Source organism: Paenibacillus sp. FSL P2-0173 (assembly GCF_038008045.1).
Lineage (GTDB): Bacteria > Bacillota > Bacilli > Paenibacillales > Paenibacillaceae > Paenibacillus > Paenibacillus polymyxa_B.
Genome location: NZ_JBBOYK010000006.1, coordinates 1 through 15,669, shown reverse-complemented (window position 1 = coordinate 15,669; position 15,669 = coordinate 1). Strand labels below are relative to the sequence as shown.

General features: G+C 42.4%; 15 protein-coding genes. 12 read left to right on the top strand and 3 right to left on the bottom strand.

Going from position 1 to position 15,669, the window contains the following annotated elements; genetic code table 11:
- Nucleotides 1-5: 5 nt before the first annotated feature.
- The 11 genes from MKX30_RS24235 (at nucleotide 6) to MKX30_RS24185 (ending at nucleotide 9,763) form a co-directional block, all read left to right on the top strand.
- Nucleotides 6-1,109, top strand: a complete 1,104-nt coding sequence (locus MKX30_RS24235) for a hypothetical protein (RefSeq protein WP_341063675.1) — start codon at nucleotides 6-8, stop codon at nucleotides 1,107-1,109.
- A gap of 177 nt (nucleotides 1,110-1,286) precedes the next feature.
- Nucleotides 1,287-2,876: an acyl-CoA synthetase gene (locus tag MKX30_RS24230; protein ID WP_068939443.1), complete on the top strand. Its 1,590-nt coding sequence runs from the start codon at nucleotides 1,287-1,289 to the stop codon at nucleotides 2,874-2,876.
- A gap of 47 nt (nucleotides 2,877-2,923) precedes the next feature.
- Nucleotides 2,924-4,156, top strand: a complete 1,233-nt coding sequence (locus tag MKX30_RS24225) for an aminopeptidase (protein ID WP_068939472.1) — start codon at nucleotides 2,924-2,926, stop codon at nucleotides 4,154-4,156.
- A gap of 230 nt (nucleotides 4,157-4,386) precedes the next feature.
- A complete protein-coding gene (locus tag MKX30_RS24220; RefSeq protein WP_341058466.1) occupies nucleotides 4,387-4,983 on the top strand; it encodes a TetR/AcrR family transcriptional regulator in 597 nt (198 codons plus the stop codon).
- Between the two features lie 11 nt (nucleotides 4,984-4,994).
- On the top strand, nucleotides 4,995-5,621 hold the full coding sequence (locus MKX30_RS24215) for an HXXEE domain-containing protein (RefSeq protein ID WP_023988548.1): 627 nt from the start codon (nucleotides 4,995-4,997) through the stop codon (nucleotides 5,619-5,621).
- Nucleotides 5,622-5,741: 120 nt separating this feature from the next.
- Entirely contained in the window at nucleotides 5,742-6,437 is a 696-nt protein-coding gene (locus MKX30_RS24210) for a DUF4309 domain-containing protein (RefSeq protein ID WP_341058467.1), read from the top strand.
- A 150-nt stretch (nucleotides 6,438-6,587) separates the two neighbouring features.
- The gene (locus MKX30_RS24205; RefSeq protein WP_076161218.1) at nucleotides 6,588-7,115 is read left to right on the top strand and encodes a TetR/AcrR family transcriptional regulator; all 528 of its coding nucleotides are present in this window, start codon (nucleotides 6,588-6,590) and stop codon (nucleotides 7,113-7,115) included.
- A 213-nt stretch (nucleotides 7,116-7,328) separates the two neighbouring features.
- Nucleotides 7,329-7,919 carry a sulfurtransferase TusA family protein gene (locus tag MKX30_RS24200; protein ID WP_023988551.1) on the top strand — a complete coding sequence of 197 codons (591 nt, stop codon included), beginning with the start codon at nucleotides 7,329-7,331 and terminating at the stop codon, nucleotides 7,917-7,919.
- The gene (locus tag MKX30_RS24195; RefSeq protein ID WP_049828400.1) at nucleotides 7,916-8,431 is read left to right on the top strand and encodes a DsrE/DsrF/DrsH-like family protein; all 516 of its coding nucleotides are present in this window, start codon (nucleotides 7,916-7,918) and stop codon (nucleotides 8,429-8,431) included. Before MKX30_RS24200 ends, MKX30_RS24195 begins: the two co-directional genes overlap by 4 nt.
- Before the next feature lie 76 nt (nucleotides 8,432-8,507).
- A complete protein-coding gene (locus tag MKX30_RS24190; protein WP_013310304.1) occupies nucleotides 8,508-8,774 on the top strand; it encodes a metal-sensitive transcriptional regulator in 267 nt (88 codons plus the stop codon).
- 287 nt (nucleotides 8,775-9,061) lie between these two features.
- Complete coding sequence (locus tag MKX30_RS24185) at nucleotides 9,062-9,763, top strand: DUF421 domain-containing protein (protein WP_341063672.1); 702 nt, start codon at nucleotides 9,062-9,064, stop codon at nucleotides 9,761-9,763.
- Nucleotides 9,764-9,855: 92 nt separating this feature from the next.
- On the opposite strand, the gene MKX30_RS24180 is transcribed toward MKX30_RS24185, so the two are convergent.
- From MKX30_RS24180 to MKX30_RS24170, 3 genes are read right to left on the bottom strand one after another with little or no spacing between them, the layout of a single operon-like run.
- Nucleotides 9,856-10,962, bottom strand: coding sequence for a GerAB/ArcD/ProY family transporter (locus tag MKX30_RS24180; protein WP_254349153.1), 1,107 nt, complete (start codon nucleotides 10,960-10,962; stop codon nucleotides 9,856-9,858).
- Nucleotides 10,963-10,994: 32 nt separating this feature from the next.
- Nucleotides 10,995-12,197, bottom strand: a complete 1,203-nt coding sequence (locus MKX30_RS24175; RefSeq protein WP_023988555.1) for a Ger(x)C family spore germination protein — start codon at nucleotides 12,195-12,197, stop codon at nucleotides 10,995-10,997.
- A gap of 9 nt (nucleotides 12,198-12,206) precedes the next feature.
- Nucleotides 12,207-13,826, bottom strand: a complete 1,620-nt coding sequence (locus MKX30_RS24170) for a spore germination protein (protein WP_023988556.1) — start codon at nucleotides 13,824-13,826, stop codon at nucleotides 12,207-12,209.
- A gap of 235 nt (nucleotides 13,827-14,061) precedes the next feature.
- On the opposite strand from MKX30_RS24170, the gene MKX30_RS24165 reads away from it, so the two are divergent.
- On the top strand, nucleotides 14,062-15,222 hold the full coding sequence (locus tag MKX30_RS24165) for a trans-sulfuration enzyme family protein (protein WP_341063671.1): 1,161 nt from the start codon (nucleotides 14,062-14,064) through the stop codon (nucleotides 15,220-15,222).
- Nucleotides 15,223-15,669: the final 447 nt, after the last annotated feature.

Here is a 15,669-nt window from a genome sequence, read left to right as displayed (position 1 = left end):
ATATAATGGCCGAGCCCTTAAAAAATATGTACACGGAGAATTTTCTTCAACTATTCGGTGAAAAAGTACAGTCTGCGTACAGGCCGTTCGATACCAACGGATTCATCCATCAAGTGATGGATGAAAAATGGGATGAACTGGAGCTAAAAGAACGAATACGACGTATTTCGTTAACATTAGGGGCATTTTTGCCCAGTAAATATGAAGAAGCTCTGGATATTCTTTTTGCTATAGACGAGCATTGCAGTGGTTTTCCATACTTGTTTTTCCCCGATTTTGTGGAGGTGTATGGGCAGGGAGAAGAGCATTGGGAACTGTCCATGAAGGCACTGGAGCGATTCACCTCTAAGTCCTCTGCGGAGTTCGCCGTGAGACCCTTCCTTCTGCGTGAACCGGAACGGATGATGCGGCAGATGACGACCTGGGCCGGACAACAAAGTGAACACGTCCGCCGACTTGCCAGCGAAGGCTGTCGTCCACGGCTACCCTGGGGACAGGCGTTGCCTGTGTTTAAACGCGATCCTGTTCCAGTTTTGGCCGTATTGGAATTACTGAAGGCCGATCCATCGCTGTATGTACGTAAAAGTGTAGCTAACAACCTGAACGATATTGCCAAGGATCATCCTGATGTGGTCATTGCTACGGCTCAACGGTGGAAAGGAACACATCCTGACACCGACTGGATTGTGCGTCATGGCTGTCGGACCCTGATTCGCAAATCCATCCCCGAAGTGATGGCAATGTTCGGCTATGCGGATGAAACAGACGGGGCGCCGTTAGTCACTGAAGCCTCTTTCAGCACAGACCCTGCCTTGCTAAGGCTCGGTGATAGCTGTGAGTTGAGCTACGCGCTTCAGCTTCGTGAAGGTGACCCGGTACGAGTCCGCATCGAGTACGGCATCGACTTTGTGAAGGCGAGAGGACAAGTCTCACGTAAACTGTTTTTGCTATCTGACAAAACGGTCCCTGGAGGAACCCATCTTACAGGTACACGGACACACCGTTTTGCAGACCTGACCACTCGTCGCCATTATGCGGGAGCGCACCGGATTGCACTGCTCGTAAACGGTCAGGAAGCGACTTCTACAGTGGTAGAACTCCAGTTGTAAATCACGATAGTAGTGAAGAAAAAGAGCCTGTAATTAGGCTCTTTCTTTTTGTCGTTCGCTTTACCAAATTTATTTTTTTCCAAAAAAATGATTCTGGTATTAGAACCTGGTACTAAGACGTGTTATACTACAGTAAGAAAGTGGATCTCATCTTATGTATAAAGGGGAAGGTATAATTTGACAGATCAACAACAATGGCTTGCGCCTGAATATTACAATATGACTTCGGAAATGGAACACCATGATGCTGGTAAAACCGCACTCAAGTGGCTGAGTGAGACAGGAGAATACGAAGAAATCACCTACGGAGAGCTGTTGAAAAAGGCTAATCGACTGGCTGGAGGACTCGCAAATCTGGGATTTAACAAAGGTGACAGAGTTCTGGTCGTAGTACCACGGCGTATTATTGCGTATGTAATTTATCTGGCCTGCTTGAAGCTGGGGCTTGCTGTCATTCCATCTTCAGAAATGCTACGTGCCAAGGATATTGCATTTCGTCTTCGCCATTCAGAAGCGCGCGCAGTCATTGCCTGGACCGGAGTAACAAGCGAAGTGGACAAAATAAATGATGATTTGCCTGCTCTGGATTATCGCATCGTGGTCTCCGGGGACGACACGGCAGATGTATCTGGCTGGCTCGTGCTGAATGAGCTGATGGATGGACAGGAAGATACTTTTGAAGCTGTGAAGACGCACCGTGACGACATGGCCATTCTGGCCTATACTTCCGGCACCACAGGAAATCCTAAAGGTGTTGTACATAGCCATGGCTGGGGATATGCTCATCTGCGGATAACATCACCATGGTTGGATATTCAAGCTTCAGATATAGTATGGGCTACAGCTGCACCGGGATGGCAAAAGTGGATTTGGAGTCCGTTTTTATCCGTACTAGGAAATGGAGCGACCGGATTCGTATATAATGGTCCGTTTCGTCCAGGTCGGTATTTGCAGTTCATGCAGCAGTACGGAATCCAAGTGTTGTGCTGTACGCCGACAGAATACCGGATTATGGCGAAAACGGATGGTTTGGATCAATATGATCTATCCCAATTGCGCAGCGCAGTTTCTGCGGGAGAGCCTCTCAATCAGGAGGTCATTAATAAGTTTCAGGAGCAGTTCAACATTACGATTCGTGACGGCTACGGTCAAACAGAGAGCACATTAATTATTGGTAATTTAAAGGATGCACCTCTGCGCACAGGCTCGATGGGCAAATCTATTGCACCGGGACTCGTTGAGGTCGTAGACGAGGAGGGCATTCCGCTGGCTCCGGGGCAAGTGGGCGATATTGCGGTACGCGCTGATCTGCCGGCATTATTCCATACGTATTACCATGATCCAGAACGCAAATTAGCTAGTGTCCACGGAGATTATTTTGTTACGGGAGACCGGGCTCGCAAAGATGAGGATGGATATTTCTGGTTCGAAGGACGTGGGGATGATATCATTATCAGTTCTGGCTATACCATTGGTCCTTTTGAAGTAGAGGAAGCGCTTATGAAGCATGACTCCGTGCAGGAATGTGCTGCCGTAGCCAGCCCTGACGAAATCCGTGGACATGTTGTAAAGGCTTTTGTCGTACTCAAAGCTGGGGTAGAAGGATCACCGGCGTTAGTGAAGGAACTGCAACATCATGTGAAAACATGGACGGCGCCTTATAAATATCCACGAAAAATAGAGTTTATTCAAGAGCTTCCTAAAACTAGCTCGGGCAAAATACGAAGAGTGGAGCTGCGTGAACTGGAGAAGCAATCCGTACTGTAGTGATGAAATCATTCAATATAATCAAAACGGAACAGGAGCGTGGAAAAATGAGTACGTTTGAATCATTGTTGGAGCAATACGCAGAACTGGTCGTAAGAGTAGGGGTTAACATTCAGCCCGGACAGGTGTTTTTGGTAACTGCACCACTGGAAACTGTTGAGTTTACACGCCTGATTGTCAGCAAAGCCTATGAAGCAGGCGCTAAATATGTACAGGTAGAGTTCGAGGATGATTCCATTACACGTAGTCGTTTTGAACATGGTGACGAAGCCAGCTTTGATTACTACCCTACTTGGAAGGCAGAAATGATGGAGAAATTTGCCGAAGAGGGTGGAGCCACACTAACGATTAAAGTGCCGAACCCGGATTTATATCAAGGCATTGATCCACAAAAGGTATCTCGTGCGACTAAGGCGGCAGCTACGGCGAGAGAAGGTTTTTCCAAATATACCCGAAATCATAAAATTAGCTGGTGTTTGATTAAAGCGCCGACGAAGGCTTGGGCCGATAAAGTATTTGCAGATGTAGCAGAAGAGGATCGTATACGTGTCATGTGGGATACAATCTTCCAAATGAACCGTGTAGATGGCTCTGATCCTATTCAGAATTGGCAGAAACATTTGAAAAACCTTGAACAGGTACAAGACAAGCTGAATCATAAAAAGTATAAAAGCCTCCATTATCGTGCACCAGGAACAGATTTGAGAATTGAACTGGCTGACGGTCATATTTGGCGCAGCGGTGGTGGTGAGAACGAGCACGGAGATTATTTTGTCGCGAATATGCCGACAGAAGAAGTGTTCACGATGCCTAAGCGTACAGGTGTAAATGGTCATGTCACAAGTACCATGCCACTCAATTTAAATGGACAACTGGTGGATCGCATAACGTTTACCTTTAAGGACGGTAAAGTCACTGAATATACAGCAGAATCCGGCGAGCAGCATTTGACTCATTTGCTCACTACGGATGAAGGGGCCAGCTATTTGGGAGAAGTTGCACTGGTGCCGCACGATTCACCGATTTCCAATCTCAATCGCATTTTTTACAATACAGGTATCGACGAAAATGCCTCCTGCCACTTGGCTCTAGGCAGTGCGTATCCATTTAATATGGAAAATGGGACACAAATGAACCGGGAGGAGCTGCTCCAGAACGGTGCCAATGTCAGCCTGACTCATGTTGACTTCATGATCGGCTCAGCTGAGCTGGATATTGACGGCGAACTGCAAGACGGAAGTAAAGAAGCCGTGTTCCGCAAAGGAAATTGGGCCATTTAGGCCTTTTCTCAATCTCCATTCAATCGACCCGCAAACGATCTCATTCGTTATGCGGGTTTTTCTATTCCCTAAATCTCAAATTGCTCCTTGTTTTGTGAAATATAAAGTGCTAAACTGAGTTCAAACAGTAATTTAAACAACGTTTTAATTATTGTTTGAAAAGTCATTTACATAAAATCGTCCCATTTCATTCATCCGTTATGATTGGACGAAACAGGAGGAGGAAAAACATGAATCACCCAGACAAAAAACAACAAACCAAAGAAAAAATCTTAGACGCTACGCTGGAATTTATTCAAAAGGAAGGTTTTGAAGCGGTTACAATCAGAAAAATTGCCGACCTATCTGCTACTAATATTTCTTTAGTTAATTATTATTTTGGCTCCAAGGAAAATCTGCTCAGTGAAGCTATTGAAGTGATATTAAATGGCTTTCAGCACACCTTTTCTATTTTGGACAATACAGCGATGCCCCCCCAAGATAGACTGAAACAATTTTTACTTAACTATCTACAGGTCATTCGTCAATATCCAGAGCTTCTTTCGCGAATTATTGCCATGGGCAGCACGCCCTTTACATCTCAACAGGAATACGGAAGGTTTTTAAACATCATGGGATTTCCAAAGGTTCAGAGCACGATCAAGGAGCTGACAGGTGAGCAACAGCCGGAGCGCTTGTTAGCGATGATGCTGCAAATATTTGGAGCTATTTTTCTGCCTGCACTGATGAGTCCGATTCTTGAATCAGGGGCAGTTGTGGAAATACCTTCAATAGAGGAACAATTAAATCTGCTGTTCGAAAGATATTTTGATCAAAATAAATCATAGGGGTGACTAATATGAATTTTTTAAGAAAATATTGGCAAGATGCAGGGGCTATAATCGGTGTGGTTGTATGTATTGTTTTACTTATGAATCCAGCTATCCTTTCGGATATAACAGGCATGTTATGGTTGAGTTTTGTAGCTATATTATTTCATCAATTTGAGGAGTACCGCTGGCCTGGATATTTTGCTGGTTTATTTAACAATGTTATGTTTAAAAGTGATACACCGGATCATTACCCCTTAAACACTCAATCAGCGATGATTATCAATGTAGCAATTGCCTACGTGTTTTATCTGCTCCCCGTATGGTTCCCGCAAGTAGTCTGGCTTGGACTCGCACCAATTTTTATGGGATTCTTTCAGGTCGTTTGGCACGGTATCGTTGTCAATATTAAAGCAAAAACCTTATATAATCCTGGCTTGTTTACGGCACTTCTCCTGCATGTTCCAGTCGGAATCTGGTATATTCATGAAATAGTACAGCGAGACATCCCAACGGCAATAGACTGGATTGCGGGTACGATCTACTTTGTTTTTGCTGTATACATCTTCATCATTAAAGGAAATATATGGTTGAAGAAGAGTGACTCTCCTTACTCCTTTTCTAAACAACAGCTGGGAGCTTACGGTCGTAAATAGGGTATGTTAGAAAATCATCAATGTCCTTGTTTACAAGTTGGATACAAGTAGAGGTATTCTGGAAACGAGGTTCGGTTACACTTGCTTTGTACCCATGAACAAGGAAAGAGTGATCTTATAATGAAGCATACACATCAATCTTATGATCGTAAAAAATTGGCTTGCAAGCTAATCACCACTAGTGCTTTCTTGGCTATAGGTTTTGCTGTGATGACAGGATGCAGCAATAGCGGGGAAGCAAAATCAACTGCTCCTACTAAAGCAGAAACAGTCACACCGCCTGCTAGTTCTACAGATCAAAACACGGATCCCAATACTAATGGGCAAGGCACAACCTCTACCCATCAAGAACCTGCCAGTAGTACAGCTTCATCTCACAGTAAACACAGCTCCGCAGCCGCTTTATTCAGCGCAGCCAAGCAGGGGACCTTACCGAATTTGCCTAAAGGTCTTGGCTTGGGAACTAGCAGCGATCTGTTATTTGAGCTGTGGGGGAAATCTGAGTCAGGTTCTACAGGTCCTATGAGAAGCTACGCTAAGTATCATACAGACATCGTGCTGGATGGAAGCGATAAAGTTACAGAAATCACATCTTCCGATCCAGACTATAAGAAGTTGCTTATCAAACAAGTTGTTGACGAATTGGGCCAACCTACGGAAACCGTTGACACCTCTAGAGACATACCTGACACAGCAGAAGCTAATTATACGATCAATAACACATCAGGACTTAGTTATTATTTAGTATTTTCCTATCAAACCAAAACGCAAAAGGTCAATTATATCCGATTATATTTTAACTCTAAGACGCCATAATTGGATGTATATAACAGAGTCGTTTCCGTCAGAATTGCGGAGGCGACTTTGTTCAAACTCATTGCATTTTTAGGTTATGTCGTTTATACTGATTTGTAATTGATTAATCACTAATCAGAAAACTGTGCTAAATTAAAGGATGAAAAAAATATGGCTAAAGCTACGTCAACATCTATAAATCGCCAAAAGGAAATCATATCTGCTGCCATTGAAGTGTTTGCAGAGATGGGCTACTACCGAGCTACAACAGCCAAAGTTGCGGAACGGGCCAATATTTCTCAGCCCTATGTCTTTCGTTTTTTCGCTACCAAGGAAGCGTTGCTTGTTGAAGCCTTGAAGGTTTCATTTGCACGTATCATAGACTCTTTTCACAGAGTTATTCATTCGGCCTCATCTGAACAGCTCGAGCAAGAGCTAATTGCAGCCTATTCGCAAATTATGATGGAATACCGCAATGAAACACTTTTGCAAATGCAGGCGCAGACGATCCGCGAGGATGAGGTTGTAAGCGTGATGCAGCAAGGATTCCGTGAAATTCATACGACGGTTTATGATGCTTTCCGACGGGCAGGTATTGAACAAGCAATGGAAAGAACGATGCTTTTTCTCTCCAGAGGTATGCTGTGTAATATTTCGATGTCGCTGGATCTACCAGAACTGATGAAAAAAGACGATTAATTTTGGTTTATGCATTAGAGTCGCGTTTTTGCGCGGCTTTTTTTGCTTTTAATTTTATTTTGTTCAAGACATGATTTCATTTGCTTCTGAGAAAAAACGGCCAAATAAGTTGACAAGAGAAGCGAGTCTCGTTATTCTAATACCCATAGGGGTATATGTATAAAGAGGTTTAACTAAACTAAGTCCCCTCAAAAAAAAGACGGAGGTTATAGAATGTCATCAACTAACAATATCCAAGCAGATCATATTCTTGATTGCAAAGGGCTAGCTTGTCCTATGCCTATTGTAAAAACAAAAAAGGCTATGAATGAGCTCGTTCCCGGAAAGATTATAGAGGTTCAGGCGACTGACAAAGGTTCATTAGCCGATTTTCAGAGCTGGGCTAAAAACACCGGACATCAATATTTGGGCACCCTCCAAGAAGGAGATGTAATGCGACATTATTTACGCAAAGCAAATCCGGCTGAAGTGAAGAAGGAGCAAATATTTTCTTCTACGATAAGCCATGAAGAGCTACAAGCAAAATGTTCTGGAAAAGAGAACTTCATTTTGCTTGATGTTCGTGAACCCGCTGAATTTGCGCTTAAACATATCCCTGGATCTAAGCACATCCCTCTTGGCGAACTGGAGAACAGACTTTCTGAGCTGAACTTGGAAGAAGAGATCGCAGTGATTTGCCAAGCTGGAGCACGCAGTGAAATGGCTTGTCAGTTCTTAGTTTCCAAAGGCGCTAAAAAAGTCAAATCTGTGCTTTCAGGCATATCCGAATGGGCTGGAGAAACTAAGGGAAGCGAATCCATATGAGTACGACAGCAGGAATTTATACAAATAATCAAGAACATGTTCAGTCCAAAACAACGATTGTATTATTCAGCGGGGAGCTGGATAAGGCGATTGCTGCATTCATTATTGCGAATGGAGCGGCAGCATATGATCATGAAGTAACTATTTTCTTTACTTTTTGGGGGCTAAATACGCTGCGCAAGGATGAAATCGTGAGCACCAATAAGGGAATGCTCGAAAAAGCCTTTGGCTGGATCATGCCTCGTGGACCCAAAAAGCTTGCACTATCCAAAATGAATTTTGCCGGACTCGGTCCACAGATGATCAAGCATGTCATGAAAAAGCACAATGCGCTTTCCTTGCCGCAGCTTATAGAGTTGGCACGAGAGCAGGGGATCAAGCTCGTCGCCTGTACCATGACCATGGATTTGTTAGGACTGCAGCAAGAAGAGCTAATCGACGGTTTGGAATATGCTGGAGTAGCCGCCTACTTGGGGGATGCTTCGCAGGGGAAGGTGAATCTATTTATTTAGGGTATCCTATTTATTTTTTTGGTTTATAATATACCTATACGTGTATATGGTAAGTCAAAAAAGGAGTGCATTACTTATGGATTACAATTACAGTGATGAACTGAAAACGCGCCTGAGGAGGATTGAGGGACAGGTACGTGGGGTACTTCGTTTAATGGATGAAGGTAAATCGTGCAAAGACGTCGTTAGCCAGTTATCTGCCGTACGTAACGCATCAGATAAAGCGATTGCCCAAATTGTAGCAGAGAATCTGCAACGATGTATATTGGAAGAGCAAGAGGCAGGAGGAGACACGGATAAGCTGGTTAAAGAAGCGATTCAGCTTCTTGTGAAAAGTAGATAATCATGTCTCCAGAGTCCATGCTAGCGGGCAATGATGTTACTATGTACAAAATTATGGGGGCTGGCATATTGCCTTTACCCAGCCACATATATTGGACGTTGTTAAGAAGTTTTTTGATAAACATCTGAAAGATTAAGATTATATACTAGCCATAATTAAAGTTCGCTGCCTCTAGTTGGTAGCGGGCTTTTTTAATCGGACATTTTAGGAATAACCCTCTGTTTATGCTGAGGTAGACAGGTGTAAATAACACATAAGGAAAACAACTTCTTCCGGGAGGCCTATTTATGGAGGTATTTGTTACGATTGGTGTCAAATTGATCATCAGCTTTTTTGGCTTGTGGATCATTACTTTTATTACAGGTCGAAAAACACTCAGTCAGTTAACACCACTCGATTTCCTAACATCATTGGTGTTAAGCGAAATTGTGGGAAATACGTTATATGACGATAAGGTGACCATTGGGCAGCTTTTATTTGCTTTGGCACTATGGTGCGCGCTGGCCTACTTTTTTGAAAAGGCGACGACCCGTTTTGTGAAATTTGGATATATGGCAGAAGGTCGAACAGTGCTACTCGTGGATAAGGGCCAGGTCAATCAAGAGATGCTTGAAAAATATGATATAGAATTTACCCAGCTGCTCTCCATGCTACGCCAGCAAAATATTTTTTCTCTTCGTGAGGTCTGGTACGCCACGTTAGAAACGAATGGTTCATTGTCAGTCATGCGCAAACCCGAATACGAGCCACCCGCCGCTCAGGATATGGGAATAGATGCACAGTCTGACCTTTTTTCTGTTACAGTCATTGATAAAGGAAAGCTCCTGAACGAATCTATGCGTGGGAAGTCAATCGATATTGAAGAGATTAAAGTAAAGGTGCGCGAGCAGGGATATGATAGTATCGACGAAATCGCCTACGCAGAGTTTAGCGAGGATGGAACACTTCACATCGTGCCGATGAAAGAGAAAAAGCATCATAAAATTTGAATGATAGGCTACTACAGTTCTGCGCTTCTTACCGTGTATGGTGTAGCTACTGAGATAGAGGCAGAACTTTGGGGTATTGAACTACCATCTTCTCATGAAGAGGACTGTTTATTTGTCTTTTTTCTTCTTTTAATAATAATAACTGTAAACAGAAACAAAGGGAGTACAATCTGAAAAATAGGGAACCAAGTATTAATTACAATTTTTCGACCGATTACCATGTGATGAGTAAAGTTAGGGGACAAAGAAGAAAGCCCATAAATAAGTGCTGCAAGGGGGGAAATCCACTTTTTAAATCCGACTCCAGTTATTTTTTCAAGTCCTATCACGGCGCCATTAAAAAATAAGGACATTTTGATGATCAATCCAAGAAAAAGAAGCAAGGTGAAAAGGGCATCCATTCGTTCGAACACATCCGCCAATTCAATCAACTGAACGGCTTCCAACAGAGGAAGTGTACTATCTACGGCGATCTTAGGTCCGAGAACAAAAATATTCAATTGATTGATAAATATCAGAGAAAGGGCGGTAATACTATAGGCAAAGATCACAGTTTTTGTGAGATTCCGGTCTTTATGTACAAGCGGATAAAATACAAGAAATAATACAATCTGTCCGAATGGAAAGGAGATAAGCTCAGGAATAGCGGCTTTAAAAATGGGTTTCCATCCTTCCTCTAGAATCGGAAGAGAATTTTCAAAGTGAAAGAGACCGGTTGCCGGAATTAGTATAGTAATTATAGTATATCCAAGTACAAAAAAAGGGAAAAGGAATAAGGAAAATAGGAACAATACTTTGTATCCGTAACGAATCGTATTGGATACAACCATGATTGTGATCAACATGATGAGCCACAAGGGGGTTTGGCGTAGCAAAGCCAGGACTGTCACCTCGCCTAAATCGCGTAAGCTCCGAGAAGCTTCATATGTGAAGTACATCACAAAAAGCAGGTTAATCGTTGTACCCACATATTTTCCTATGTAACGGCGAAACAACATGAACAAATCTAATTCAGGGTCTTGATGATGGATAGCAAGATGGAGCATTAACAGAAGTAGTCCTGCTAAGGCGCCTATCAACATGACTAACCAAGCATCTTGCTTTGCTTCAGCTCCCATTAAAAACAAAGTTGTACTTCCAACTTCAAACAAAGACATACAAATGATCAGCTCTGATACTCGGATTGAATTTTGACGCATTGCTTCAATTCACCTCTGCCTGTTTATTCCATTCATTTCAATAGCTCGTTAAAAGACTCTCCAAATAATCCTGGACGTGCAAGTTTCATTTTTACATTTATTTTTATATCCATGTTTGCTAACTCCTTAGGCCACGTTTCCTTTATTTTTTTCCAGTCTTTTGGGTTCTTCTGATGAATTTTATTCCCAATACCAATAAGGTCGATATTATTTTGCTGTAAGGCTTTCCAGCCTTCCCGGATTTGCAACTCGATAATTTCTGCTGCTTGCTTCTGCAATTGGTCTATACTTTGCATATTTTTCATTTCTCTTTGCGAAGAGGCTGACAAAAGATCTCCGGTAGTTTTAACGTCAACGTTTAGGTAAAAATGATTTAAGTTCTTTATTGGCGTAATCTTAACCTTGGCCTTCCGGATGAGGAAAGCAGCCGTAGCATTCCCATCCACATAGTTTATAGTGGTGTTTTTAATCTGGTTGTTTAACCATGAAACCCCTATACTTTCCTTTTCATTTAGGTGTCCGACTCTTTTGTCTTTCCGGAAAATGCTTAGGCCCGACAACTTAAGTTTACTTTTAGCGGATGTTTCCTTGAACACATCAACAGAATCTAGTTTCTCCGGCTCGGAGCCCTCAAGAGATATTTCTGGAACTCCGGCTGCACCACTATCGGAGCTAATTTTCGAAATAAATTCATACATAGATACGGATGGATAAATCGATCCATATCTTCTGTTTTTTTCTATAATATTTTCTAAAGCTTGACCGGGAATTTTCTCTGGTGGTACAAGCTTTTTTAAATAATCACGAGCCTCTCCGTTGGCAATAAATACTTTTACAGTTTCCCGTGAATCAAGGTTACGGAGGTAAATATCAATAATTTCTTCAATGCCTTGTTCTGCTGCTTTTTTTCCAATAACGATTACATTATTTTGAGCAAAATACAATTTACGTGGGTATTCCAGACTACTCTTCGTAACGGTCTCTCTTAGTGTTTTTCCATGTGTAGAAAAAGTATGTACAGCGCTTTGCGATGCCCCCGTGGAAGAACCACCTGAGCCAGTCGTCATAGCTGATGGAATGATGATTTGATAAGTATTGATCCAGTCGCCTTGATGTCCATCAATTCCAGTTGCTGTTGTGATGCCTAATTCATTCAATTCTGTTCGATCCACGCACCCTGTAAGTAATAATCCTGCAATACACAGAACGTAACTAACTCTAAATTGGCTCACCATTGATCTCTCCTATTTTTCGGTATCAGACTTGTCATCATTTCTAATTTCATCTGAAATGGCAGGGTATTGGTGAGTTGCCTGTCTGGTTTTGTTGGAAGCTGATTTTCCATTTGGTCTTGTTTTCATAGCCCACCACGGTACTCTAATGACAAGATCCTTCATATTGGACTTAAAGGAGGGGCTGTAGGGCATAAAATAATCAACTCCAAATGATTTGAGTGATACAAGATGAACTAAAAGGGGGATAAGTGCTATCAGAATACCGAATAAGCCCAGAGCCCCCGCTATTAGCATAAGAGCAAACCGCAACAATCGGACTGCTGAAGCCAAGGTGACATATGGGATCACAAAGTTCGATATAGCTGTGAAGGCAACAACGATTACCATTGCACCTGAGACCAGTCCGGCTTGCACCGCTGCCTGCCCGATAACTAGAGCTCCTACGATGGAAACGGCTGGCCCGATGACCCTAGGCATTCGCACACCGGCTTCACGAATTACTTCAAACATCAATTCCATCATTAATGCTTCCAATAATGCGGGAAAAGGAGTTCCTTCCCGTTGAGCCATCAGTGTAATTAACAGCGTGGTAGGGATCATTTCCTGTTGAAAAGTCGTCAGGGCTATAAATAGAGAAGGGAGCAACAAAGTGATTAAAAAAGATACCACACGAAGAGCCCTTAAAAAAGATGAAATGTCATATCTCTGGTAGTAGTCTTCAGCCGTCTGAAAGAAATTAAAGAAGGTTACAGGTGCAATCAGAGCAAATGGCGTCCCATCAATCAGAACAGCTACTTGTCCGTCTAAAAGGCTTCCTGCGACTGTATCCGGACGCTCTGAGTTCAGCATGGTGGGAAAGAGACTAAGTGGTTCATCCTGTATGAATTCTTCTATGTAGCCACTTTCAAGTATACTGTCTGTATCAATGGATTGAAGCCGTTTAGTAATTTCATGCACGACTTCTGGATTAGCGACACCTTCAATGTAAGCTAATATAACTTTAGTTTGTGTATATCGCCCAATAATATGACTTTCAAACTTAAGGTCAGGTGTCCGCAATTTTCTTCTAATCAGTGTGATGTTGGTTGAGACATCCTCCGTAAATCCTTCTTTAGGACCCCGAACTACGGTTTGAGTACTGGGTTCCTGAATAGCTCGTCTTACTCCGCCGGCGATGGAAACTGTCAGGGCATATGTACTTCCATCGATAGCAATGACAGCATTACCGGAGAGGATGGATTGATAAATTTCATTTTGCGAGTGTATCATTTGAATATTTCCTGACGGGATTGTTCTCTTTATTAGCGAAACTGCGGTATTTTCTTCAAGCTTAAAAGAAGCTGCGAAGACCGGCTCTGTAATTAAGCCCTCCATTAAATCGGAAAGCAAGTTTTGGTCAATCAGCCCCTCGATATAACAAACGGCGAGATGTCCAGCATGGACAGGACTTTCGGAAAAATCACGAATGATAAAATCAGAGCTTTGTCCGAGTTTTAATTTAAGTATTGATAGAGTATGTGCTAATGATGGATTTATGGGTTCTGAAGAGGCCTGCTGTTTAGATTTTTCGATATCCTGTGTGTACCTTTTTCCAGGTTTCAGAACATTTCTAATCCAACGTGTCAACACAAGTGAACCCCCTCTTTATTGATAAAGCATATCTTTGCCCTGCACCCCAAAAATATACGCTATTTTTATGAATTGGATATTTAGTGAAAGACATTTGGAAGCCTCATAATTATCCGAATTTCGCAAATCAACCAGCATAGGGTCTAGAAGAGTTTGACGTATAGAATATTTGAGTCCCGGATTGAGGAGACTACCTCTTATAGGTTTGAAATTTTTTAGAAAGTGGTGATCAGGTTTGAGTTTCTCGGATGATCAGCTTATCTGTCTCCGATTTGAGGACGAACTAGGGTATTTTGCTAAGGCTGCTGCTCCTCCTATTTATGAGACTGCTCCATTTTTCTTTGATACTTACGAAGATTATGCTGAAGCGGCTAATAATGAAAAGGAGCATTATGTCTATTCGAGGGGAACCAATCCTACCGTTCAGATTGCAGAGCAAATGATTGCTGCGCTGGAAGGTGGGGCGGATTGCAAGTGCTTTGCTTCCGGAATGGCTGCTATCAGTGCCTCTCTAATGTGTAGCTTATCCGCAGGGGACCATCTGATTCTGGTCGGACACATATATGAAACCTCCGTCAGCCTAGCCCAATATTTAAAGAGGTTCCATATAGACTATACAATAGTACATTCGACTTCTACGGAAGCAGTTGCTGATGCCATCAAATCGCAGACCCGTGCTATTCTTATGGAGTCTCCTACCTCATTCACATTCGATATGGTAAATATTCAGGAGGTAACTTCGCTTTCCAAAGCAAAGGGTATACGTACAATCATAGATAATTCATGGGCTACACCCCTTTTCCAAAAACCATTGGAATGGGGCGTAGATATCGTTGTTCACTCCGCATCCAAGTACTTGGGTGGTCATAATGATTTAATTGCAGGGGCAGTGATCGCTTCTAAAGAGATAATAAACCGTATGTATGCTGAAGAGTATGAGTTGATTGGCGGCTCGTTAGCTCCTTTTGAAGCCTGGCTACTCATTCGGGGTCTAAGAACACTCCCGCTCCGTATGGAAGCCCATCAAAGGAATGCTCTGTTGGTTGCTCGTTTTCTATCAGATCATCCGTCCATTTCCAAAGTGAATCATCCCGGACTTCCTTCTCATCCACAACATAAGCTGGCATGTAGACAGCTCAAAGGGTATGCTGGATTATTCAGTTTTGAACTAAAGGATTCGACTTATGAGGATATATGTAGAGTGATCAATAAACTGCGACTGATCCGGATCGGTGTATCTTGGGGGTCTATGGAGAGCCAGGTGATCTCACCAAACTACGGCTTCAATAAGCAGAGTCTAAAAAAACAACACATGCCTGAATCGCTTATCCGCCTGGCTGTAGGGCATGAGCCTGCTGAACTTTTGATACAGGATTTTGCTACAGCTTTAAGCTAAGCGAACATTTCAGTATTTTATCTAAAAAAGCGAAAGCAGCGGCTCTCCAATACATAAAGAGCACCTGCTTTTCTGATTTATGACGTTTATACCTGATCAACTTTGCAGTTTAAGTAGGAGATAAGAGAGCATTGGTTGCTCCAGGTAAATTACCGTGTGTTGGAGTGTTTTAATAAAAACTACAACGGGTAGAAATACAAATTAGCAAACTGGGAAATATTACAACTTGCCTGATAGGTATACACGTGATAAATTATATACCCAGCCAGTTAAACGGCTGTTGATTTGATCTTTGAAAACTGAACAACGAGTGAGTACGGATTTTGTTTACAAAATCCAACGCTGAAATTTTGGTACATGCCATCGGGCTGTATAAAATGGAAGCAAACAAGAGATATTTTATCTCGTCAGTTTCAAAATGAGCTTATCGCTCTTTTTATAAACCAA

Bases quoted from the DNA above. Each gene is read 5' to 3' on its own strand.
- MKX30_RS24175 (WP_023988555.1), bottom strand. From the start codon at position 12,197: ATGGTGAGCCAATTTAGAGTTAGTTACGTTCTGTGTATTGCAGGATTA.
- MKX30_RS24235 (WP_341063675.1), top strand. From the start codon at position 6: ATGGCCGAGCCCTTAAAAAATATGTACACGGAGAATTTTCTTCAACTA.
- MKX30_RS24200 (WP_023988551.1), top strand. From the start codon at position 7,329: ATGTCATCAACTAACAATATCCAAGCAGATCATATTCTTGATTGCAAA.
- MKX30_RS24205 (WP_076161218.1), top strand. From the start codon at position 6,588: ATGGCTAAAGCTACGTCAACATCTATAAATCGCCAAAAGGAAATCATA.
- MKX30_RS24225 (WP_068939472.1), top strand. From the start codon at position 2,924: ATGAGTACGTTTGAATCATTGTTGGAGCAATACGCAGAACTGGTCGTA.
- MKX30_RS24180 (WP_254349153.1), bottom strand. From the start codon at position 10,962: ATGCGTCAAAATTCAATCCGAGTATCAGAGCTGATCATTTGTATGTCT.
- MKX30_RS24195 (WP_049828400.1), top strand. From the start codon at position 7,916: ATGAGTACGACAGCAGGAATTTATACAAATAATCAAGAACATGTTCAG.
- MKX30_RS24185 (WP_341063672.1), top strand. From the start codon at position 9,062: ATGGAGGTATTTGTTACGATTGGTGTCAAATTGATCATCAGCTTTTTT.
- MKX30_RS24215 (WP_023988548.1), top strand. From the start codon at position 4,995: ATGAATTTTTTAAGAAAATATTGGCAAGATGCAGGGGCTATAATCGGT.
- MKX30_RS24190 (WP_013310304.1), top strand. From the start codon at position 8,508: ATGGATTACAATTACAGTGATGAACTGAAAACGCGCCTGAGGAGGATT.
- MKX30_RS24220 (WP_341058466.1), top strand. From the start codon at position 4,387: ATGAATCACCCAGACAAAAAACAACAAACCAAAGAAAAAATCTTAGAC.
- MKX30_RS24210 (WP_341058467.1), top strand. From the start codon at position 5,742: ATGAAGCATACACATCAATCTTATGATCGTAAAAAATTGGCTTGCAAG.